This window comes from Streptomyces sp. NPDC048671 (assembly GCF_055587045.1).
In genome coordinates this window covers 79,668-100,900 of record NZ_JBVJHB010000020.1, presented here as the reverse complement: position 1 = coordinate 100,900, position 21,233 = coordinate 79,668, and the positions used below count along the sequence as shown (strand labels likewise).

General features: G+C 71.3%; 19 protein-coding genes and 1 riboswitch. Of the genes, 13 read left to right on the top strand and 6 right to left on the bottom strand.

The window, feature by feature from the left end:
- Positions 1-80: 80 nt before the first annotated feature.
- On the bottom strand, positions 81-1,472 hold the full coding sequence (locus tag ACZ6S6_RS32965) for a uracil-xanthine permease family protein (protein ID WP_469708576.1): 1,392 nt from the start codon (positions 1,470-1,472) through the stop codon (positions 81-83).
- A 165-nt stretch (positions 1,473-1,637) separates the two neighbouring features.
- On the bottom strand, positions 1,638-2,870 hold the full coding sequence (locus ACZ6S6_RS32960; RefSeq protein WP_469708551.1) for an MFS transporter: 1,233 nt from the start codon (positions 2,868-2,870) through the stop codon (positions 1,638-1,640).
- Between the two features lie 155 nt (positions 2,871-3,025).
- Here ACZ6S6_RS32960 and ACZ6S6_RS32955 point away from each other — a divergent pair, with 155 nt between their 5' ends.
- From ACZ6S6_RS32955 to ACZ6S6_RS32905, 11 genes are all read left to right on the top strand, one after another.
- Positions 3,026-4,204: an ROK family transcriptional regulator gene (locus ACZ6S6_RS32955; RefSeq protein ID WP_469708549.1), complete on the top strand. Its 1,179-nt coding sequence runs from the start codon at positions 3,026-3,028 to the stop codon at positions 4,202-4,204.
- A gap of 414 nt (positions 4,205-4,618) precedes the next feature.
- A riboswitch (FMN riboswitch) is annotated at positions 4,619-4,749 on the top strand.
- Between the two features lie 155 nt (positions 4,750-4,904).
- Complete coding sequence (ribD, locus tag ACZ6S6_RS32950; RefSeq protein WP_469708547.1) at positions 4,905-6,005, top strand: bifunctional diaminohydroxyphosphoribosylaminopyrimidine deaminase/5-amino-6-(5-phosphoribosylamino)uracil reductase RibD; 1,101 nt, start codon at positions 4,905-4,907, stop codon at positions 6,003-6,005.
- Entirely contained in the window at positions 6,006-6,623 is a 618-nt protein-coding gene (locus ACZ6S6_RS32945; protein WP_362967041.1) for a riboflavin synthase, read from the top strand.
- A complete protein-coding gene (locus ACZ6S6_RS32940) occupies positions 6,620-7,264 on the top strand; it encodes a nicotinamide mononucleotide transporter family protein (protein WP_362967039.1) in 645 nt (214 codons plus the stop codon). The genes ACZ6S6_RS32945 and ACZ6S6_RS32940 overlap by 4 nt, the downstream gene beginning before the upstream one ends.
- The gene (locus tag ACZ6S6_RS32935; protein ID WP_469708545.1) at positions 7,261-8,559 is read left to right on the top strand and encodes a bifunctional 3,4-dihydroxy-2-butanone-4-phosphate synthase/GTP cyclohydrolase II; all 1,299 of its coding nucleotides are present in this window, start codon (positions 7,261-7,263) and stop codon (positions 8,557-8,559) included. The genes ACZ6S6_RS32940 and ACZ6S6_RS32935 overlap by 4 nt, the downstream gene beginning before the upstream one ends.
- Positions 8,560-8,608: 49 nt before the next feature.
- Positions 8,609-9,094: a 6,7-dimethyl-8-ribityllumazine synthase gene (ribH, locus tag ACZ6S6_RS32930; protein ID WP_469708543.1), complete on the top strand. Its 486-nt coding sequence runs from the start codon at positions 8,609-8,611 to the stop codon at positions 9,092-9,094.
- Between the two features lie 34 nt (positions 9,095-9,128).
- Positions 9,129-9,401, top strand: a complete 273-nt coding sequence (locus ACZ6S6_RS32925) for a phosphoribosyl-ATP diphosphatase (RefSeq protein ID WP_018524273.1) — start codon at positions 9,129-9,131, stop codon at positions 9,399-9,401.
- Positions 9,402-9,475: 74 nt separating this feature from the next.
- On the top strand, positions 9,476-10,324 hold the full coding sequence (hisG, locus tag ACZ6S6_RS32920) for an ATP phosphoribosyltransferase (RefSeq protein ID WP_362967034.1): 849 nt from the start codon (positions 9,476-9,478) through the stop codon (positions 10,322-10,324).
- 22 nt (positions 10,325-10,346) lie between these two features.
- On the top strand, positions 10,347-10,811 hold the full coding sequence (locus ACZ6S6_RS32915; RefSeq protein ID WP_469708541.1) for a PH domain-containing protein: 465 nt from the start codon (positions 10,347-10,349) through the stop codon (positions 10,809-10,811).
- Positions 10,812-10,993: 182 nt separating this feature from the next.
- Positions 10,994-12,364, top strand: a complete 1,371-nt coding sequence (locus tag ACZ6S6_RS32910; protein ID WP_362967030.1) for a hemolysin family protein — start codon at positions 10,994-10,996, stop codon at positions 12,362-12,364.
- Positions 12,361-13,458 carry a hemolysin family protein gene (locus ACZ6S6_RS32905; RefSeq protein WP_469708539.1) on the top strand — a complete coding sequence of 366 codons (1,098 nt, stop codon included), beginning with the start codon at positions 12,361-12,363 and terminating at the stop codon, positions 13,456-13,458. The genes ACZ6S6_RS32910 and ACZ6S6_RS32905 overlap by 4 nt, the downstream gene beginning before the upstream one ends.
- A gap of 146 nt (positions 13,459-13,604) precedes the next feature.
- Here the strand turns inward: ACZ6S6_RS32905 and ACZ6S6_RS32900 are convergent, their stop codons facing one another.
- Both ACZ6S6_RS32900 and ACZ6S6_RS32895 read right to left on the bottom strand, forming a co-directional pair.
- Positions 13,605-15,497: an AAA family ATPase gene (locus ACZ6S6_RS32900; protein WP_469708537.1), complete on the bottom strand. Its 1,893-nt coding sequence runs from the start codon at positions 15,495-15,497 to the stop codon at positions 13,605-13,607.
- A 358-nt stretch (positions 15,498-15,855) separates the two neighbouring features.
- Complete coding sequence (locus tag ACZ6S6_RS32895) at positions 15,856-16,485, bottom strand: uridine kinase family protein (RefSeq protein ID WP_469708535.1); 630 nt, start codon at positions 16,483-16,485, stop codon at positions 15,856-15,858.
- A gap of 174 nt (positions 16,486-16,659) precedes the next feature.
- Between ACZ6S6_RS32895 and ACZ6S6_RS32890 the strand changes: the two genes are divergently transcribed.
- A complete protein-coding gene (locus ACZ6S6_RS32890; protein ID WP_362967021.1) occupies positions 16,660-18,021 on the top strand; it encodes a peptidase C39 family protein in 1,362 nt (453 codons plus the stop codon).
- 45 nt (positions 18,022-18,066) lie between these two features.
- The gene (locus ACZ6S6_RS32885) at positions 18,067-18,270 is read left to right on the top strand and encodes a hypothetical protein (RefSeq protein ID WP_469708533.1); all 204 of its coding nucleotides are present in this window, start codon (positions 18,067-18,069) and stop codon (positions 18,268-18,270) included.
- Here ACZ6S6_RS32885 and ACZ6S6_RS32880 read toward each other — a convergent pair.
- On the bottom strand, positions 18,234-18,890 hold the full coding sequence (locus ACZ6S6_RS32880) for a 2-oxoglutarate and iron-dependent oxygenase domain-containing protein (protein WP_469708573.1): 657 nt from the start codon (positions 18,888-18,890) through the stop codon (positions 18,234-18,236). The genes ACZ6S6_RS32885 and ACZ6S6_RS32880 overlap by 37 nt on opposite strands.
- A 315-nt stretch (positions 18,891-19,205) precedes the next feature.
- Positions 19,206-20,750, bottom strand: coding sequence for a flavin-containing monooxygenase (locus ACZ6S6_RS32875; protein ID WP_469708531.1), 1,545 nt, complete (start codon positions 20,748-20,750; stop codon positions 19,206-19,208).
- Positions 20,751-21,233: the final 483 nt, after the last annotated feature.

Genomic DNA, 21,233 nt, shown 5'->3' with positions numbered 1-21,233 from the left:
GGCCTCCCGCCCGTAGGCGCGCGGTGGCGCCGGCACCTCCAGCCCCGACCACGCGTACCGGCCGGCGACGGGTTGAGCGCTCAGGCCCCGTCGGCCGGCGGCTTCTCGTCGTAGTCGGACGTCCCCGAGTCGAGCAGGGGCTCCTGGGTCTTCAGATGGGCGGGCGCGAAGGCCCGCAGCACGTGGTAGCCGGTGATCACGACGATGGTGCCGAGCGCGATACCGCTCAGCTCGAAGTTGTCGGACACCTTCAGGCTGACCCCGCCGACCCCGATGATGATGCCCGCCGCGGCCGGAACCAGATTCAGCGGGTTGCGCAGATCGACCTTGGCGTTCAGCCAGATCTGGGCACCGAGGAGGCCGATCATGCCGTAGAGGATCACCGTGATGCCGCCGAGGACCCCGCCGGGAATGGCGGCCACGACCGCACCGAACTTGGGGCAGAGCCCGAACAGCAGGGCGAAGCAGGCGGCGGCCCAGTAGGCGGCGGTGGAGTACACCCGGGTCGCGGCCATCACGCCGATGTTCTCCGAGTACGTCGTGTTCGGCGGGCCGCCCACCGCGGTCGACAGCATCGACGCGGCGCCGTCCGCGGCGATCGCAGTGCCCAGCTTGCCGTCCAGGGAACGGCCGGTCATCTCGCCGACGGCCTTCACATGGCCGGCGTTCTCGGCGATGAGCGCGATGACGACGGGCAGCGCGACCAGGATCGCCGACCACTCGAAGCTCGGCGCGTGGAAGCTCGGCAGCCCGATCCAGTCGGCCTTCGAGACCCCGCTCAGGTTCAGCCGCCAGTGGTCCACGGCCTCGGCGCCGCCAGCGGGGGAGTGGATCTTCCCGAAGACCCGGTCCAGGACCCAGGACAGGACGTAGCCGAAGACCAGGCCGAGGAAGATCGCGATCCGGGAGAGGAAGCCGCGCAGACAGACCACGGCCAGTCCGGTGAACAGCATCACCAGCAGGGCCGTCCACTGGTCCTGCGGCCAGTACGTGGCCGCGGTCACCGGCGCCAGGTTGAAGCCGATCAGCATCACCACCGCACCCGTCACCACCGGCGGCATCGCCGCATGGATGATCCGCGCGCCGAACCGCTGCACCGCGAGACCGGCGAGGAAGAGCACCGCACCGACCACGAAGACCGCACCGGTGACCACGGCACTGCTGCCGCCACTCGCCCGGATCGTCGCGGCCACCCCGACGAACGAGAGCGAGCAGCCCAGATAGCTGGGCACCTGCCCGCGTGTGGCGAGCAGGAAGATGGCCGTGGCGACACCCGACATCATGATCGCCAGGTTCGGGTCGAGCCCCATGAGCACCGGAGCGACGAAGGACGCCCCGAACATCGCGACCACGTGCTGGGCGCCCAGCCCGAACGTACGGGGCCAGGTGAGCCGTTCGTCCGGGCGGACCACGGCTCCCGGTGCCGGGGTCTTCCCGTCGCCGTGCAAGGTCCAGCGCACGCCGAGGCCCATGGTCGCTCCCTGTAGGTAGGTGCGGAGGACCGGTGCCTCGCGGGGCACGGCGCTGACCGCGGAAATGATCAGCGTCATGTTAGTGCCGGTTCCTGGCGTTCCCGCGGCCGGGATCCGGGCGCGCGCCGGGCGTCCTCCTCACCGGCCGGCCCGTGGGCCGACCGCTCAGGCGCGCGGCTCGACCGCAGCGGTGCCCGGAACGCCGGCGTCCGGGGACGACACCGTTTTGCGGTCGCCCGCCCGCAGCACACCGGCTCCGAGCACCAGCCCGAAGGCCAGCACCGACACCAGGCCGAAGGAGACGATCAGCGAGGTCGCCTCGGCGAGCGAGCCGATCGCCGACGGGGCGATCAGGCCCGAGGTGTAGGTGATCGTCGCGACACCCGCGATCGCCTGGCTCGGGTTCGGTCCGCTGCGCCCCGCCGCCGCGAAGGCGAGCGGCACGACCACGGCGATTCCGAGGCCCATCAGGCCGAACCCGCACATCGCCAGGGCCGCGTTGGGCGCGGTGACCACCAGCACCCCGCCGACCGTGGCGAGGACGCCGCCGGTCCGTACGGTCCGCACCGCGCCGAAGCGGTCGACGACCCGGTCGCCGGCGATCCGGGCCACCGCCATGGTCAGCGCGAACGCGGTCGTCGACGCGGCCGCCAGACCCGCGGAACTGTCCAGGACGTCCCGGAGGTAGATCGCCGACCAGTCCAGGCTGGCGCCCTCCGCGAACACCGCGCAGAAGCCCACCGCACCGATGATCAGGGCCGACTTGGGCGGCAGGGCGAAGCGCGGCGGTGCCTCCGCGTCCGGCTCGCTGCGCAGGTCCAGCACCCGCCGGCAGGCGATCAGGCCGAGTGCCGTGAGGACGAGCGCGGCGATGGTGTGGTGCAGTCGTGCGTCGGCCCCCAGATGGGCGGCCACCGTGCCCGCCGCCGAACCGATCAGGGCGCCCACGCTCCACATCCCGTGCAGCCCGGACATGATCGACTTGTTGAGGCGGTTCTCCACCTCGACCCCGAGCGCGTTCATCGCCACGTCGGACATGCCCGCCGACGCCCCGTACACCAGGAACGCCCCGCACAGCGTCAGCAGGTTGGGGGCCAGGGCGGGCAGGATCAGCGCCAGGGTCCACAGCATCAGCAGCCCGCGCAGCGCGGTCCGGGCGCCGAAGCGGTGGCTGACCGCACCGGCCAGCGGCATCGCGAGCGAGGCGCCGATCGCAGGGAAGGCCAGGGCGATACCGAGCTGTCCCGCGCTGACCCCGGCGTGGTCCTGGATCCACGGCACCCGGGTGGCGAAGCTGCCGGTCACCGCGCCGTGCACGGCGAAGACCGCGGCGACGGCATACCTGGCGCGCCTCACCTGCTCCGTGCTGAAGACCGTTGTCGTGGAATCCGTCGTCATACCGCCGTGCCCTCCCCTGGGAACTCTCCGATGCCGCGGTTCCGGCGCTCCCCGGCGCCCTTCTCCACGATGCGGGCAGTAAACTATCAGGAACCCTGCCTGATAAATAGGCCGTGCCGGCATCGCCCGCGGCGGCGGTCTGGAAGGATCCCGGCATGCCCGCATCACCGAGCACCGCCAGGGCCATCAACGACCGGCTCGCCCTGCGGCTCCTCCAGCAGGACGGGCCGCTGACGGCCACACAGCTGAAGACCTTGACGGGGCTCTCCCGGCCCACCGTCGCCGACCTGGTCGAACGGCTTCAGGGGGCGGGCCTGGTCCGGGTGGTGGGCGAGGCCGGGGCCGAGCGCCGCGGACCCAACGCCCGGCTCTACGGGATCGTCGCCGACCGCGCCCACCTGGCCGCCCTCGACGTACGTACCGACAGCGTCGCCGTGGTCGTCGCCGACCTCCTGGGCGCGACACTGGCCGAGGCCACCCTGCCGATCGGCAGCGAGACCGCCACCGACGACGCCGTCGAACAGGCCGTCGGCCTCGTGGAACGCACCGCGCGCCGGGCGGGCACCGCGCCACTGCACAGCGTCGGCATCGGCGCCCCCGGCCTGATCGACCCGGTCACCGGGGAACTCCGCGACACCACGGGTCTGCCGGCCTGGCACCGCACCCTGGTCCGGGCGCTCCAGCAGCGGCTGCCCGCGGCCGTGCTGGTCGAGAACGAGACCAATCTCGCCGCCGTCGCCGAACACCGCGTCGGTGCGGCCCGCGACCACGACACCTTCGTCCTGCTGTGGCTCGGACACGGCGTCGGGGCGGCCGTCATGCTGGACGGGAAGCTGCGCCGCGGAGCCTCCGGCGGCGCGGGCGAGATCGGCTTCCTGCCGGTCCCCGGCACCATCGGTATCCCCTCGGCCGTCAACTGCGACGGCGGGTTTCACTCCCTGGTGGGCTCGGTGCCGCTCTGCGAGCTGGCCGCCGCCCACGGCATCGCCGCCCCGGCCGGCGGCCAGGAACCGGGCGCGGCGGTCGCCGTGCGCTCGGCCCTCGCGGGGACGGGCGACAGCGAGGCGTTCCTCGACGCCCTCGCCGACCGGCTCGCCCTGGGCGCGGCAGCCGTCGTCTCGGTCCTCGACCCGGGGTGTGTGCTGCTCTCGGGCGAGGTCGGCCATGCGGGCGGCGACGCGCTGGCCGCACGGGTCGAGGAACGCCTGGCCATGATGTCCCCGCTGCGCACCGAGGTCAGGGCCGGTCTGCTCGGCGGGACGGCGGTCCTGCGCGGCGCGTTGCTCGCGGCGCGGGAGGCGGCGCAGGACGCGTTGTTCGCGCCTGGGCTGTGAGGGGGCGGTGCCCCGGTCCGGGGTGCGGGGTTCCGTCCTCAATCGCCGGACGGGCTTGGTGTGTGCGGGTGCCCCCGCAGGGTGCGCGTTACCCGTGGGTGGGGGTCCGGTGCCCCTCCGGGGCGTCTCCTCGAACGACGAACGTGCGGCGGGTACGCAAACGGACCCGGGTGAACACGCCATTTTTGAGGAGACGCCCCGGAGGGGCACCACCCCCCACCCACCGGACAGGGCGCACCCGGCGGGGCACCCGGCGCCACCCAAGCCCGTCCGGCGATTGAGGACGGAACCCCGCACCACGGACCCGGAAACGTGGCTGAGACAGCCCTTGTCACAGGCTGTCTGTGAGCCACTCCACAGCGTTCACCCGTATGGGTCACGGCGAGTCGTGGCACACTGATCCTGTACCAGCAGCAGCGCACTCCGGGGTCGGTGCAATTCCGAACCGGCGGTTATAGTCCGCGACCCGTCCGCATCCAGCGGCCGGTTGACCAGGTGGGATTCCTGGACCGACGGTTAAAGTCCGGATGGGAGGCAGTGCGCGGCGGGCCGTTTCGCGGGTACGCCGCCGTCGGCGGATGGTTTTCGGGCAACCGATCCATCCGTTTTTCCGGCATTCGGCGTCCCCGTTCCGCGTTCCGCTTCATCTGTCGTCATCGACAGGCCCCGGAGTCCGTGCCCGAAGAGGCAGGAGGACCCGGTGGACACCGCAGCCGACACCACCGCAATGCGCCGAGCCATCGCGCTCGCAGCCCGCGGTCTCGGCTCCACCAGCCCCAACCCGGTCGTCGGGTGCGTCGTCCTCGACGCGGCGGGACGCCCCGCCGGTGAGGGCTTCCACCAGCGCGCCGGAGGGCCGCACGCCGAGATCCACGCCCTGCGCGCGGCCGGCGAGAAGGCCCGCGGCGGCACCGCCTTCGTCACCCTCGAACCCTGTAACCACACCGGACGCACCGGCCCCTGCGCCCAGGCGCTCATCGAGGCCGGGATCGCCCGCGTCGTGTACGCGGTCGGTGACCCGAACCCGCAGGCCACCGGCGGTGCGGACACCCTGCGCGCCGCCGGCGTCAAGGCCGAGCAGGGGCTCCTCGCCGAAGACGCCGAACAGGGCAACGCCGCCTGGCTGACCTCGGTGCGCCTGGGCCGGCCCCATGTCACCTGGAAGTACGCGGCGACCCTGGACGGCCGGGTCGCGGCCGCCGACGCCACCAGCCGCTGGATCACCTCGGCCGAGTCCCGCGCCGACGTCCACCGGCTGCGCGCCGAGGCGGACGCCGTCGTGGTCGGCTCCGGCACCGCCCGCACCGACGACCCCCAGCTCGGCGTCCGGGGCATCGACGGCGCGGTCCAGCCGCTGCGGGTCGTCGTCGACACCGCCGCCACCGCCGTGCGGCCCGGCGCCCGGGTCCTCGACACCAGCGCGCCCACCCTGATCGCGGTCGCCGGCGACGCGGACGTCCGCCACCTTCCCGAAGAGGCCGTTCTGCGGCTGCCGCGCGCCGCGGCCGGCCCCGGACTCGACCTTCCCGCCCTGCTCGCCGCCCTCCACGGGCGCGGCGTCCGCTCCGTACTCCTCGAAGGCGGACCGACCCTGGCCGGGGCCTTCGTCGCGGCCGGAGCGGTCGACCGGATCGTCGGTTACCTCGCCCCCGTGCTCCTCGGCGCGGGCCCCGCGGCCCTCGCCGACGCCGGAATCACCACCATCACCCAGGCGTTGCGCCTCCATGTGACCGAGACCGTGCGTATCGGCCCCGATCTGCGCATCACCGCCGTCCCCGGCCCTGCCACGAAGGGAAACTGAGTGTTCACCGGAATTGTCGAAGAGCTGGGTGAGGTCACCGCCGTCGAGAACCTCGGCGACGCCTCCCGGTTCCGCCTCCGCGGACCCGTGGTCACCGAGGGCGCCAAGCACGGCGACTCGATCGCCGTCAACGGCGTGTGCCTGACCGTCGTCGACCACGGCGAGCAGGAGTTCACCGCCGATGTGATGGCCGAGACGCTGAACCGGTCCAGCCTGGGCACACTGCGGCCCGGCTCCCGGGTCAACCTGGAGCGGCCCATGGCGGTCGGCGGCCGGCTCGGCGGGCACATCGTGCAGGGGCACGTGGACGGCACGGGCCGCATCGTCGAGCGCGAGGCCTCCGAGAACTGGGAGATCGTGAAGGTATCCCTCCCCGCGGAGCTCACCCGGTACGTGGTGGAGAAGGGGTCGATCACCGTCGACGGCGTGAGCCTGACCGTGGTGGACGCCGGACCCGACTACTTCACCATCAGCCTCATCCCCACCACCCTCGCCCTGACCACGCTCGGCCACAAGGAGCCCGGCGACCCGGTCAACCTGGAGGTGGACGTCATCGCGAAGTACGTCGAGCGACTGCTCGGCCACCGCGCGCAGGAGCCCGAGGAGCCGGTGAAGTGAGCGCCCTGCACTGGCTGAACTCGGAGGCGTTCAGCGTCTTCGGACAGCACATCATCTGGTCCGACATGATCGGCAACACGATCGGTCTGGTCGCCCTGACCCTGGGCTGGCTCCGCTCGATCTGGACCTGGCCCGCCCAACTGCTGTCCGGCGCCGTCCTGGTCGCCGCCAACGTCTCCGTGCACCAGGCGGGCAGCGTGGGCAAGCAGGTCATCGTCATCGCCGTGGCCGTCTGGGGCTGGCAGCAGTGGACCAGGGGCCGGCGGCGGGCCCAGGACGGCTCCATCGCCGTACGGTTCGCCACCTGGCGCGAGCGCGGTTACCTGCTCGGCGGCGCCGCGGTCGGCACCCTCGCGGTCGGCGGCCTGTTCACCGCGTTCCCCTCGCTCTCCTGGAGCCCGTGGGCGGACGCGTACATATTCGCCGGCACGCTCGTGGCGATGCTCGCCCAGGCCCGCGGCATGGTCGAGTTCTGGTTCGCCTGGCTCCTCGTCGACCTGGTCGGCGTACCGCTCAACTTCCACAGCGGTCTCGCCTTCTCCGGTCTCATCTACGTCGTCTACGGCGCCCTCGTCCTGTGGGGCATGCGCGACTGGTGGCTGCGTACGCGGACACCCGCTCTGGAAGGAGCCACGGCATGACTGCTCAGCCCACCTGGTTGCACCGGGAACACCACGTGCCCGACGAGGACCTCACCCTCGACCCCGTGGCGCAGGCCGTCCGCGACATCGCGGCCGGCCGGCCCGTCGTGGTCGTCGACGACGAGGACCGGGAGAACGAGGGCGACCTCGTCATCGCGGCCGAGAAGGCCACCCCCGAGATCGTCGCCTTCATGATGAGCGAGTGCCGCGGACTCATCTGCGCGCCCATGGAGAACGACGAGCTGGAACGGCTCGAACTCCCGCAGATGGTCGACCACAACACCGAGTCGATGAAGACCGCCTTCACCGTCTCCGTCGACGCCGCCGCCGCACACGGCGTGACCACGGGCATCTCCGCCGCCGACCGGGCCACCACGCTCCGGATGCTCGCGGGCGGCACCGCGGGCCCCGGCGACTTCGTGCGCCCCGGCCATGTCTTCCCGCTGCGCGCCCGCTCCGGCGGCGTGCTCGTGCGCAACGGCCACACCGAGGCGGCCGTCGACCTCGCCCGGCTCGCCGGACTGCGGCCCGCCGGGGCGATCGTCGAGATCGCGGGCGAGGACGGCGTCATGCTGCGCCTTCCCCAACTGGTCCCGTTCGCCCGCAAGCACGGGCTCACGATCATCTCCATCGAGGACCTGATCGCCTACCGGCGCACCTGCGAGCCGACCGTCCGCCGCGAGGCCGAGGTCCGGCTGCCGACGGACTTCGGCGCGTTCACCGCCTACGGCTACCGCTCCACCGTGGACGGTGTCGAGCACGTCGCGCTGGTCCACGGCGACATCGGGGACGGCGACGACGTCCTGGTCCGGGTCCACTCCGAGTGCCTGACCGGCGACATCTTCCAGTCCGAGCGCTGCGACTGCGGCCCCCAGCTGCACGCCTCCATGCGGCGCATCACGGACGAGGGCCGCGGCGTCGTGGTCTATCTGCGCGGCCACGAGGGACGGGGCATCGGACTCGTCTCCAAGCTGCGCGCGTACGAACTCCAGGAGCGCGGCGTCGACACCCTGGACGCAAATCTGGAGCTCGGACTGCCGGCGGACGCCAGGGACTACGCGGCGGGCGCCCAGATCCTCAAGGATCTCGGCGTCCACAGCCTGCGCCTGATGACGAACAACCCCGACAAGACCGCCGCGATCCTGCGGCACGGCCTGGCCGTCACCGGACGGGAACCGATGCCCGTCCAGGCCGGCGAACACAATCTGCGGTACCTGCGCACCAAGCGCGACCGCATGGGTCACGACCTGCCCTGGCTCGACGCCGCCACCGTGTCGACCTGCGGCAACCAGTAGACCCGGCAGTCCCCAGCAGTCACCCGAGGAATCGAGCGGTAGGAGAGACATGAGCGGCAAGGGCGCACCCGAACTGTCCGTACGCAACTGCGGTGACCTCCGTGTAGCGGTCATCGCCGCGCAGTGGCACGAGAAGGTCATGGACGGACTCGTCGACGGCGCACTGCGCGCCCTGCACGAGCTGGGCATCGACGAGCCGACCCTGCTGAGGGTCCCCGGCAGCTTCGAGCTCCCGGTGGTCGCCAAGGTGCTGGCCGGGCGCGGCTACGACGCGATCGTCGCCCTCGGCGTGATCATCCGAGGCGGCACCCCGCACTTCGAATACGTGTCCCACGGCGTCACCAGCGGCCTCACCCAGGTCGCGGTCGACACCGGTGTGCCGGTCGGCTTCGGCGTCCTCACCTGTGACACCGAGGAGCAGGCACTCGACCGGGCGGGCATCGAGGGGTCCAACGAGGACAAGGGGCACGAAGCGGTCACCGCCGCCGTGGCCACCGCCACCACACTGCGCTCGGTCAGCGAACCCTGGCGCTGAGTGCGGGTCCGGGACCCCGTATTCTAAGGACATCATGGCGAACAAAACCTTCGAAGAGCTCTTCGCCGAGCTCCAGCTCAAGGCCGCCAACGGCGACCCCTCCACCTCCCGTACCGCCGAACTGGTGGACAAGGGAGTGCATGCCATCGGCAAGAAGGTCGTGGAGGAGGCCGCCGAAGTCTGGATGGCCGCCGAGCACGAGAGCAAGGACGCCGCAGCCGAGGAGATCTCCCAGCTGCTCTACCACGTCCAGGTGATGATGGTCGCGCGCGGAATCTCGCTCGACGACGTCTACGCCCATCTCTGAGCACGCGTCCCCGAGCACGGCCTTCGTGTTCGTCCCGCATTCCACCGACCCCTTTCGCAAAGGAACCCGACCTCATGCTGCGCATCGCCGTCCCCAACAAGGGTTCACTCTCAGGGCCTGCGATGGCGATGCTCCATGAGGCCGGCTACCAGCAGCGCAAGGAGTCCAAGGAGCTCGTCCTCGTCGACCCCGAGAACCAGGTGGAGTTCTTCTACCTGCGGCCCCGCGACATCGCGATCTACGTCAGCTCGGGCCGCCTCGACATCGGCATCACCGGCCGCGACCTGCTGCAGGACTCCGGTGCCGAGTCGGAGGAGATCCTCCAGCTCGGTTTCGCCCGCTCGACCTTCCGCTACGCCACCAAGCCCGGCACGGCCGCGGGCCCGCAGGACTTCGACGGCCTGACGATCGCCACCTCCTACGAGGGCATCGTCGCCAAGCACCTCACCGACGTCGGGGTCAACGCCTCCGTCGTCCACCTGGACGGCGCGGTCGAGACCGCCATCGAGCTCGGTGTCGCGCAGATCATCGCCGACGTCGTCGAGACCGGTACCAGCCTGCGCAACGCCGGCCTTGAGGTCATCGGCGAACCGATCATGAAGTCGGAAGCGGTCGTCATCCGGCGCATCGGCGCTCCGGACGACGAGCCCAAGGTGCAGCAGTTCCTGCGCCGGCTCCAGGGCGTCCTGGTCGCCCGCAGCTACGTGATGATGGACTACGACTGCCGCGTCGAGCACCTGGAGCGCGCGGTCGCCCTCACCCCGGGCCTGGAGTCGCCGACCATCTCCCCGCTGCACCACGAGGGCTGGGTCGCCGTCCGCTCCATGGTCGCCTCCAAGGAGGCGCAGCGCATCATGGACGACCTGTACGACCTCGGCGCCCGCGCCATCCTCACCACAGCCATCCACGCCTGCCGTCTCTGACGGCGGGACACGGAAGAAGACCATGTCAGCGCCCGCACCCCGGACCGAACCCCCCGCCCTTCCGGTCACCTTCCGGCCGACCCGCACCCGGGTGGTCCTGCTGAGCGTCGGGGTGGTGATGTTCGCCGTCATCACCGTCGTCGCCTTCACCCTGGAGCAGCTCAGCGCGGGGGAGCGGACCAGTTTCGTCTTCACCGCGCTGGTCTTCCTCGGCGTTCTCGCCCTGCTCAGCCGCCCCAAGATCGTCGCGGACGGCAGCGGGGTGACCGTGGTCAATCTCACCCGTACCAGGCGGTTGTCCTGGGCGGAGATCGTGCGCGTCAACCTGCGGGTCGGTGACCCGTGGGTCTTCCTCGACCTCAGCGACGGGACCAGCATGCCCGCTCTCGGCATCCAGCCCGGAATCGCCAAGGAGCAGGCCATTCGCGACGCCCGTGCGCTCCGCGTCCTCGCCGAGAACCACGGCACGGGCACGGACAACGGCTGAGCCCCTGCCCTGTACGGCCTCTTGTTGTTTACTCTGGAGGGCGGCGGCGCCCTGTGCGCCCCGCCCCCACCAGAGGTCCCCGAGACCTGCGGGGCTTTCCTGCGACCCAAGGAGTGACTCCCTCCAGCAATGGACGGATCTTCCGGTAGTATCTGCGCCGCCCCTTCCGTGGAGGCGGCGGTATGACCACCCCCCTGCTGCTTCTCACTGCGGCATTCCTCCTCATCCTCGCCAACGGGTTCTTCGTGGCAGCCGAATTCGGGCTCGTCACCGTGGAACGGGCGGACGCCGAGCGCGCCGCCGCCGAGGGCGACCGGCGGGCCCGTACCGTCGTCGACTCCCTGCGCGAACTCTCCTTCCAGCTGTCCGGCACCCAGCTCGGCATCACCATCACCTCACTGGTGGTCGGCATGCTCGCCGAGCCGGCCCTCGCCCAGCTGCTGGAGAGCCCACTCACCCTGACCGGTCTCCCCGACGGTGCCCTCCCCGGCATCAGCGTGGTGATCGGCATGCTCCTCGCGGCAGCCGTCCAGATGGTGATCGGTGAACTCGTACCCAAGAACTGGGCGGTCTCCAAGCCGCTCCAGGTCGCCCGGTTCGTCGCCGGTCCCCAGCACCGGTTCACCATGGCCTTCCGCCCGGTGATCGGCCTGTTGAACACCGTCGCCAACCGGCTGGTGCGGCTGCTCGGCGTCGAGCCGACCGACGAGCTGGCCTCCGCCCGCACCCCGGGGGAGCTGGTCTCCCTGGCCAGGCACTCCGCCGAGGCCGGCACCCTCGAACAGGACACCGCGGATCTCTTCGTACGGACCCTGTCGCTCGCCGGCCTCACCGCCCAGCACGTCATGACCCCGCGGGTGAAGGTCAGCGCCCTCCAGACGTCCGCCACCGCGGCCGACGTCCTCAACCTCACCCGGGCCACCGGCCTCTCCCGCTTCCCCGTCTACCGGGAGCGCATCGACGAGGTCGTCGGCATGATCTACCTCAAGGACGCGCTCGCCGTTCCGTCCAGGGACCGGCCGCGCACCCCGGCCGGCCGGATCGCGGTGCCCCCGTTGCTGGTGCCCGAGAGCCTGCCCGTCGAGCAGCTCCTCCAGCGGCTGCGCAAGGAACAGCCGATCGCCGTCGTGGTCGACGAGTACGGCGGCACCGCCGGTGTCGTCACCCTTGAGGACATCATCGAGGAACTCGTCGGCGAGGTCAGGGACGAGCACGACGCCGAAGGCGCCGACCGCCCCGAACTGGCCCCCGCCGCCCCCGAGGACGGCAGGCCCGCCTGGGACGCCGAAGGCAGCTGCCGGGTCCTCACCCTGCGCCGGATAGGGCTCGACGTACCCGACGGGCCGTACGAGACGGTGGCCGGTCTGGTCGCCGATCTGCTGGGCCGGATCCCCGCCCCCGGCGACCGGGCCGAACTGCCCGGCTGGCGGATCTCGGTCCGCCAGGTCGGCCACTACCGGGCCGAGAAGGTCCGCTTCGTGCGGCTGGCCGGAGTCCTGGACCCGGTCACCGCCGAACCGGCGGCCCGCGGTGTCCTGGAGGCCGCGCGATGAGCCTGGTCCAGTTGCTCTTCGCCGGACTCCTGGTCCTCGCGAACGGCTTCTTCGTCGGCGCCGAGTTCGCACTCGTCTCCGTACGCCGCAGCCAGATCGAACCGCTCGCGGCAACCGGGTCCAGCCGGGCCCGGCAGGTGCTGTACGGCCTGGAGAACCTGCCGCAGATGATGGCGGCCGCCCAGTTCGGCATCACCATCTGCTCACTGACGCTCGGCGCGGTCGCGGAACCGACCGTCGCCCGGTTGCTGGAGCCGGTCTTCCACGCCGTGCACCTGCCCGCGGGGCTGATCCACCCGCTCGGCTACGTACTGGCGCTGGTCTTCGTCGTCTTCCTCCATCTCGTCATCGGCGAGATGGTCCCGAAGAACCTGGCGATGGCGGCCCCGGAGAAGACCTCGCTGTGGCTCAGCCCCGGCCTGGTCGGCTTCGCCCGCCTCTGCCGTCCGGTCACCTCCGCGCTGGGCGCCTGCGCCCGGCTGGTGCTCCGGCTCTTCGGCGTCGAACCGAGGGACGAGGTGGAGGCCGTCTTCACCAGCGAGCAGCTCAACCGGCTGGTCGAGGACTCCGGGCAGGCCGGGCTCCTGGGGCCGGACGCGCAGGAACGGCTGGAGGACGCACTGGAGCTGGGCAGCAGGCCCGTCACCGATGTGCTGCTCCACCGGGCCACCCTGGTGACGGTCGACCCGTCCGTCACCCCGCACCGGATCGAGGCGCTCACGGTGCGGACCGGCTACTCGCGGTTTCCCGTCTGCGCGGAGGGCGGCGGCCCGTTCATGGGCTACCTCCACGTCAAGGACGTCCTCGACCTGGAGGACGGCGAGCGGGCGGTCCCGCAGCACGTGTGGCGCCCGATGGCGACGGTGCGGGCCGAACTCCCGCTGGACGACGCCCTGACCGTGATGCGCCGCGCGGCGACGCACCTGGCCCAGGTCGCCGACGCGTCGGGCCGGGTACTCGGCCTGGTCGCCATGGAGGACGTCCTGGAGATGCTGGTCGGTGAGGTACGCGACCCGGCCCACCGGGTCTCGGAGCCGCGCCGCACCGAGGAGGAGAAGTCCGGCTCGGACGAACTCACGGCCCTGGTCGGCTGACCCGGCCGCCCCTCGATCGCCGGACGGGAAGCTCTCCCCGCGGGAGAATCAAGCCCGTCCGGCGATCGAGGACGTCTTCCCGCCCGTCCGGCGTCGGGGGCGAAGCGTCAACCCGGACTCCCCGGCCCACGCGCCCCTGTGGCCCCTCACCCCGCCGGCGGCCGCCGCCCCGACAGCACCTCGCCGTACGCCTGCATCAGGTCCGGCAGCCGCAGCGTCGCCAGATCGTCCCGCGTCGGCACCGTCGTATAGCCGGAGAGCCGCAGATCGCGGTAGGCGCAGCTCTTCTCGTACAGCGTGCGCAGGAACCGGCCGTTGCCCAGCTCGTCGAGCCAGCCCTGGTCGACGACATGGCCGCTGATGGAACGCAGCTCGTCGAGCGACTCCTCGTCCCACGCGTCCCCGTTCTCCGCGGCCAGCACCTCACCGATCGAGGTGAGTTCCAGCGGGCGGTAGCTGGGGAAGTCCACCCGGGTGGTGAACCGCGAGGACAGCCCGGGGTTGGTGGCCAGCAGCCGGTCCATGCCCTCCGGGTATCCCGCCAGGATGACGACGAGATGGTCCCGGTTGTCCTCCGCGCGCTTGAGGAGGACTTGCAGGGCCTCGTCCCCGTACGCGTCGCCCTTGCTGTACCCCGTGTTGGAGAGGCTGTACGCCTCGTCGACGAACAGCACCCCGCCCAGCGCGGAGTCGATCAGCTCATTGGCCTTGACCGCAGTCTGACCCAGGAACTCGCCGACCAGGTCCGCCCGCTGGGCCTCGACCAGATGGTCCCCGCCGAGCAGACCCAGCGCGTAGAACACCCGGCCCAGAATGCGGGCCACCGTGGTCTTCCCGGTGCCGGACGGTCCGGAGAAGACGAAATGCCGCTTCGGCGGCTGTACGGGCAGGCCCTGGCCGGCCCGCAGCCGCGCCATGTTCAGCTGCGCGGACAAGGCCTTGACCTGCCGCTTCACCGGTTCCAGCCCGACCATCCGCTCCAGCTCCGCCAACGCCTCGGCCAGGAGCACCGGATCGCTGGGGCCGGCCGGGAACGGCTGCGGCGCCGGCTGGCCCGGTACCGCGGTCTTCTCCCGCGCTCCGCCCGGCGGCGGTGACACCCCGACCCCGGGCAGGTCCTGCGGCTCACCGCCGGGGCGCAGCTCCCGCCCGTCCACCAGATCGGTGCCCAGCATCGAGTCGCCGTCCGGCTGGGTTTCCGCGAAGGTGCCGTCGACGCCCAGACCGGTCAGGGACACGGCGGCCAGGCCCGACACCTCGTCGGAGCCGTCGAGACCGTCGTAGTCCGCGATCGCGGCCAGCCGCGCCGAGGTGTCCATGAACGCCGGATCGATCCGGTGCACCGCCCGGTACAGGGGCAGCGCCGCCGCACTGCGGCCGGTTCCCTCGTGCGCGCGGGCCAGCCAGTAGCGCAGCTCCTTGCGCTGCGGCTGCTCGCTGCGGCAGCGCATCAGCGCGGTGGAGAGCAGCGGCTCGGCCTGCCCGTACATCTCCAGCCGCACCCGGGCCATTCCGCCGAAGAGGCCGGCCTCGATGCCGAGCAGCGGATCGTCGATCAGCTGCTCCGTATGGCGTACGAGCTGCTCCCAGTCCTTGACCAGGTAGGAGCGGCAGGCGTGCAGGAAGCGGACCTGCGCGTCGGCGTCCACCGGCGGGAGCCCGGCCAGTGCCCGGTCGAGCTCCGGCACATGGCGTCCGTCCAGCCAGTGCGAGGCGTGCGCCAGCAGCAGGTCGCGCGGGCTCTCCAGCACCGGCTGCACCCACCAGCCCAGCCAGTACCAGGAGTTCAGCGTGCGGCGATGGCGGCCGCGCTGCTCGCCGAAGCGGTCGCGATGGCGGTACATGTGCAGCAGCGCCGTCGTGGTGTCGACCCGCAGGGCATGAAGCCCCAGCCAGGCGTCCGCCATGCCGGGATCGAGCCGCACCGCAGTGCTGAATTCCTCTTCGGCCTGCGGATAGGCGCCCATCGTGCAGGCGTCCACGCCGCGTAGCCAGGCGAGGTCGGCCGGGGCCTGTGCGCCCTGCGTGCCGATGTCCATCTGGTCCCCCACAAACCGTGCCCCCAGGATGTCCCGCCGCACGACCGCCCGCCGAGGCGCGCCGAATCACTGTGCCGTGGACGGGAATTGACCGCACCGAGAGGCATCGTACCTGCGCAGGGAGTGTCCGACTAAGGGCGCCGCAGGCCGAAGGAAGACCGTGACCCACGGTAAGCGGAATGAGGTGAACGGCGGCCGGAAACCGGCGCCGGGCACAGAACGAAGCCCCCGATCACGGGGGAACAACCGGGGGCTTCGCGTCTGCGGGGGCTCCGAAAAGCCGCACATTGAGAACGTAAGACCTGTACCGCCCCGGGTCAAGCAGAGTTGAGGCACTTCCGGGCCGATTTCCGACTGCTCAGTATGGCGGCGCGAAATGATCACGGTGGGTGACGGAGTGGTTCACTCCCGCTGTCGCACCGGATCCCTTCAGCCACTCGTACCCCGCAGGCAACTGCCGTACCAGCACATCGGCCGAGGGGCGGGAGGGATCGGCCGAGAAGTGAGCCATTTCGGCGGCGGTCCAGTCGTCCCAGAACGCCGTCAGGGCCGGCCCGTCCCGACGCCGGCCCCGCTCCCAGGACTCGGCGGCGGGCAGGTCCATCCACAACAGGTGGGCGAGGAGGGGGCGCAGGGCCCGCCGGCCGGCGCCGACCCCCTCGACCAGCACCACCGGGGCGGGTTCCAGGACGCGCGGCGGGCCGAAGCTCCGGGCCGTCCAGTCGTACGGCTCGTAGCGTGCGGGTGTCCCGTGCGACAGCGGTCCGAGGACCTGCTCCCGGAGTCTGTCCGTCCAGTCGAAGAACTCCTCGTGGGTGGCCAGATCGTCCAGGTGCAGTACGGGCGCGTCGTCGAGCACCGCCGCGAGCCGGGCGGCGAGGGTGCTCTTGCCCGATCCCGCGTGGCCGTCGACGCCGATCAGCCGGACGGGTCCGCAGGACGGCGGCAGGGTGCGCAGCCGCGCGGCGTGGAGCGCGAGGTCGTTCATCCGTCCAGCCTACGAGCCGGTGGGGAGCCGCCGCAGGTCACGCCAGCGGTCGAGACCAATATTGGTCGGGCGGCACGAGGCGAATCGCTGGCCGAACCGGGGGACGACCCGCAATAGTTGGCGCACTGTCGTGCACCCGCAGCCCCATTCCGCTTACGACCGGGGGTCTCGCCCATGCCCAGTCCGACCTCACGCAGAACAGTGCTCACCGCCGCCATCGCGGCGGCGGCCGGCGCCGGAGCGGTGTCGTCCACCGCCTCCGCCGCTCCCTCTCGGGTCCCGCACCACGCGCCTTCGGCGGCAGCCTCTCCCGTGGACAACCACTCCTGGAGTACGTACACCGACTGGCGCTGCGGCTCCGGCGCCGGAACCCGTGCCGCCGCGGGCCGCCGGGCGGGCCTGGTGATCGGCCACCCACTGGGACGTACCGACTACACCGACCCGCACACCGGTACGACGTCGGCCTGGGAGTACGCGACCTGGACCTCACCCGTCCACCGCTCCGCCGTCCCGGCCACCGAGGTGATCGCCTCCTGGAACGCGCACACGCCGGCCGGCACCTGGATCCAGATCGAACTCCAGGGCGGCTACTCGGACGGCACCGGCACCCCCTGGTACGTCATGGGCCGCTGGGCGGCGGGCGACGGCGACATCCGCCGGACCTCCGTCGACGACCAGAGCGACGGCAAGAGTTCCATCTGGACCGACACCTTCTCGGTGGACGACGCGGCGAGCGGCCTGCGGCTCCTGACCTACCGGCTGCGGCTGACCCTGTACCGCACCCCGGCAACCCGGCTCACCCCCACGGTGTGGCGGGTGGGCGCGATGGCCTCGGACATCCCCGACCGCTTCACCGTGCCCGCCTCCGTCCCCGGCCTGGTCCGGGAGCTGACGGTGCCGCGCTACTCGCAGAACGTGCACGTGGGCCAGTACCCCGAGTACGACAACGGCGGCGAGGCGTGGTGCAGCCCCACCTCCTCGCAGATGATCATCGAGTACTGGGGCCGCCGGCCCAGCGCCGAGGACCTCGCCTGGGTCGAACCCGGACTCCAGGACCCACAGGTCTGCCACGCGGCGCGCTTCACCTACGACAACCAGTACGAGGGCTGCGGCAACTGGCCGTTCAACGCCGCCTACGCGGCCACGTACGAGGACATGAGTGCCGTGGTGACCCGACTGGGCTCGCTGAAGGACCTGGAGACCCTGGTCCGGGCGGGAATCCCGGCCATAACGTCGCAGTCGTTCCTCAAGGAGGAGCTGACGGGCGCGGGGTACGGCACCTCGGGCCACCTGATGACCGTGATCGGCTTCACCGCGGACGGCGATGTGATCGCCAACGACCCCGCGTCACCGAGCGACGAGGCGGTCCGCCGCGTCTACCGGCGCCACGAGTGGGAGACGATCTGGCTGCGCACGAAGCGGTACGACGCGAACGGGCAGGTCAAGGGTGGTACAGGCGGGGTCTGCTACGTCTACTGGCCGTCTGACCCAGCACCGGCTCAGCACCGTGCTCTGCGGTCACTCGGCCTGCTGTGAGCATGTAGGGCCCACGGCCACCTCGACCACCTGGCGGCAGCGCTCATGGCCGTCCTGCGTGAGGTGGCCGTCGTCCTGGAGGACTTCACCGCCAACGGCCTGCCGCCAGTGGAGGAGCGCACGCCCCGGGAGGAGCTGCGCGAGAAGCACCTCACCCGCCTCGACGCCCAGCCCAACCGAAACGGCGAGGTCAACAAGGCACTCCCAGCCGGTCAGCTGCCGAGGATCGACCTCAGTACGGCCACGTAGTCGGGGCCGGTGTTCAGGGGGCCGTACGCGGGCGGGCACGTCGGGCCGGTGAGAGCGTCCAGGGGCCTGACGACCACGCCGTAGTTGGGCCGGTGCTTGTACTGGATCGACATCCGGTCGCGGCGTACCGTCCTGACCCGGTGCGGCGGTCCGCCCGCCAGGTAGGGGGCGAACGCGTTCTCCTCCAGCCCCAGGTCCAGAGCGCAGGCGGCAAGGACTGCGTCTCCCAGGTGAGTCAGGTGGCTGAAGAGTTCCAGGGACTTCGGGAACGGTGCGTGGAAGAGATCCGCGGCCGTCGGCAGGGGGAGTTCGTCGGTGGTATTGCCGACCCGGTACTGCTCGCACCCCTCCGTGCCTCCGTGGGTGCGGCTCCGTTCCCGGCCGAGCCCGCGGTACCCCAGGAACTGGGACTGCTCGGTGGCGTCGTACCGGCTCTTCTCCGCCGGGGGCAGCCGATAGAACCGCTGCGTCTCCCCGTACACGTCTCTGATCAAGCCGGTAGGGATGCCGTGGTTGTGAACGAAGAGGAACCCCTCACGCCGGAGGGCGCCGCCGATACCGGCGGCAACTGCCGCCCGGTCCCTCGAAGTCCAGTCCGCCGCATGTCCTGGCAGCTGCACGTGCGGTATCACCCGTGTCCTCCTGTGCGATCGCCGATCGAAATGCGCCGAGCCCAGCTCCCCGACTACCGGAGGACCTCCGAGGCATGTCCGGACCCAGACACCCGAACCGGTGTCATCTTGAACGGCCCGGCTGAATTCGTACAGCCCGCAGGATCGGCTTCCGGCCAGCTCACCGGGGCCGGACGACGCCAGGGCCCCTGCCCCGCCGAACCGGAAGAGACCCTGCGGGAGACGCGAGCGGGATACCGGCAGGCTCTCGCCGCTCACGGTGCCGCCAGGATCTCGAAGCCGTTCACCCGCCCGCCCGCGCTTTCATCGGCTGCTCTCGCCCTTGTGCACCGTGGGGGCCGGTGCCGGTGCCGGTGCCGGGCGGGGTGTGGGTGCCGTCCACGCGTAGGCGCCGGGGTCGAAGCGGCTCAGCCGGCGGATGAGGTTTCCGGTGGACCAGGGCCATACGAAGGTGTTGCGGCCCCCGGTGGAGAAGTAGTAGCTGCTGCAGCCGCCGGAGTTGTAGACCGTGGTTGCCAGCGCAGCCTGGAGCGCTGTGTTGTGGGCGGCCTGTGCCGTCGCGGTGACGTCCAGCGTGCGGTGGCCGCCGCGGTCCAGGTGATCGAGCGCGGAGATCAGGTGGGTCAGCTGCGCCTCCAGGACGGAGATCGCCGAGGTCGAACCACCGAGCAGATTGGGTCCAAGCAGCAGGAAGAGGTTGGGGAAGCCGCTGACGGTGGTGCCCAGATAGGCTCGGGGTTCGCCTTCCCATGTCTCGTCCAGGGTCCGGCCATTCGCGCCGTGCAAGCTCCGTGCCAGCGGTAGCTCGCCGACGCGGAAGCCCGTGGCCTCCACGAGTACGTCGGTCCGCACCGCGGTGCCGTCGGCGCCGATGACCTCGTTGCCGCGTACCTCGGCCACCGCGGTGGGGTGCAGGTGGACATGCGGCTGCCTCAGAGCGGGGTAGAAAGTGCTGGAGGTCAGCAGACGTTTGCAGCCGAGCAGGTAATTCGGCGTGAGGTCCTGCCGCAGCTGCCGGTCGTGGACGGCGAGGCGGAGATGCGCGCGGGCCCCGACCTGTAGGAGACGGGCGACCCGAGGGTGGCGGAAGGCATAGCCGAAGCCCTCCTGGAGTGCGTACTGGCCGGCGCGTAGGGCGCTGCGGGCGCCGGGTAGGTGATTCAGGGCCCGGTTGAACACTGGAGACAGTGGCATATCCGGTTTGGGCAGCACCCACTGCGCGGTGCGTTGGAAAAGGTGTACGGCGCCGGCCCGGCCCTGAATGGCGGGGACGACCTGCACGGCGGACGCTCCGCTCCCCACCACGGTCACCCGGCGGCCGGCGAGGTCTACGTTGTCGTCCCAGCGGGCAGTGTGGAGCACGGTCCCGTCGAAGTCCTCGATCCCCGGTACCTCAAGGCGGCGTGGGATGTGCCAGGGCCCGGTGGCCAGGACCAGCACCGCGGCGCGGTAGGACCCCTCGCTGGTCTCCAGCAGCCAGCGTCCGGCCATCTGATCCCACCGGGCTGCGAGCACGTGGACTCCACAGCGCAGAACAGGCCCGAGACCGTAGCGTGCGGCTGTCGCCCGCAGGTATGCGTAGATCTCGCGCTGCCCGGCGAACAGGCGGGTCCACTCGGTGCCGCGGGTGAAGGAGTAGCTGTAGAGCGTCGAAGGCACGTCGCAGGCACAGCCGGGATAGGCGTTCTCTCTCCAGGTGCCGCCCAGCTGTTCACCCTTCTCGAAGACAAGCACATCGCGAATACCTGCTTCGCGCAGCCGGATGGCAGCGCCGATGCCCGAGAAGCCGGCACCGACAACCGCGACCCGTACATCCTTCGGAGGCCGGACGGCCTGCGCCGGGATCACAGTGCGGCCCCGAACGTCGTGCCGGTGCCGGTGAACGTGCTTCCTTTACCCGGGTACGGTGGCGTCGGTCGCGATGCCCCTCGGGGATACGCCGGCCGGCCGACTACTCCCGCCGCTCGCTCCCCGGCCCGTGCCACGGTCAGCAAGGCCGACTCGTTCGGGGACGGTGGCCTTGGCGTGGCCAGCACGCCCTGCGAATGGCCTACCTGCATCAGTGTCCACTTTCACCCGTGCCAGCTGCGCTTCGCGGCGGGGTGCCGCGTCATCGCGTCCGTAGCGGCGTGGGTGCCTGGGCGACGGGACCCCGTACCCCAACCACCCGCGCTGCGGAACTTGCGAGCACTGCATGGTCCCGGACTGATCACATTCGCAGAGCGGGTCCTCTGCGTTGACGACTGTGAAGAAACCTCACACGCTGCGGTTTCTCCCCGGTCCCCGCCGCTGCCGCGTCACTCGAATGAGGTATGGCCGGCGCACGGGGCC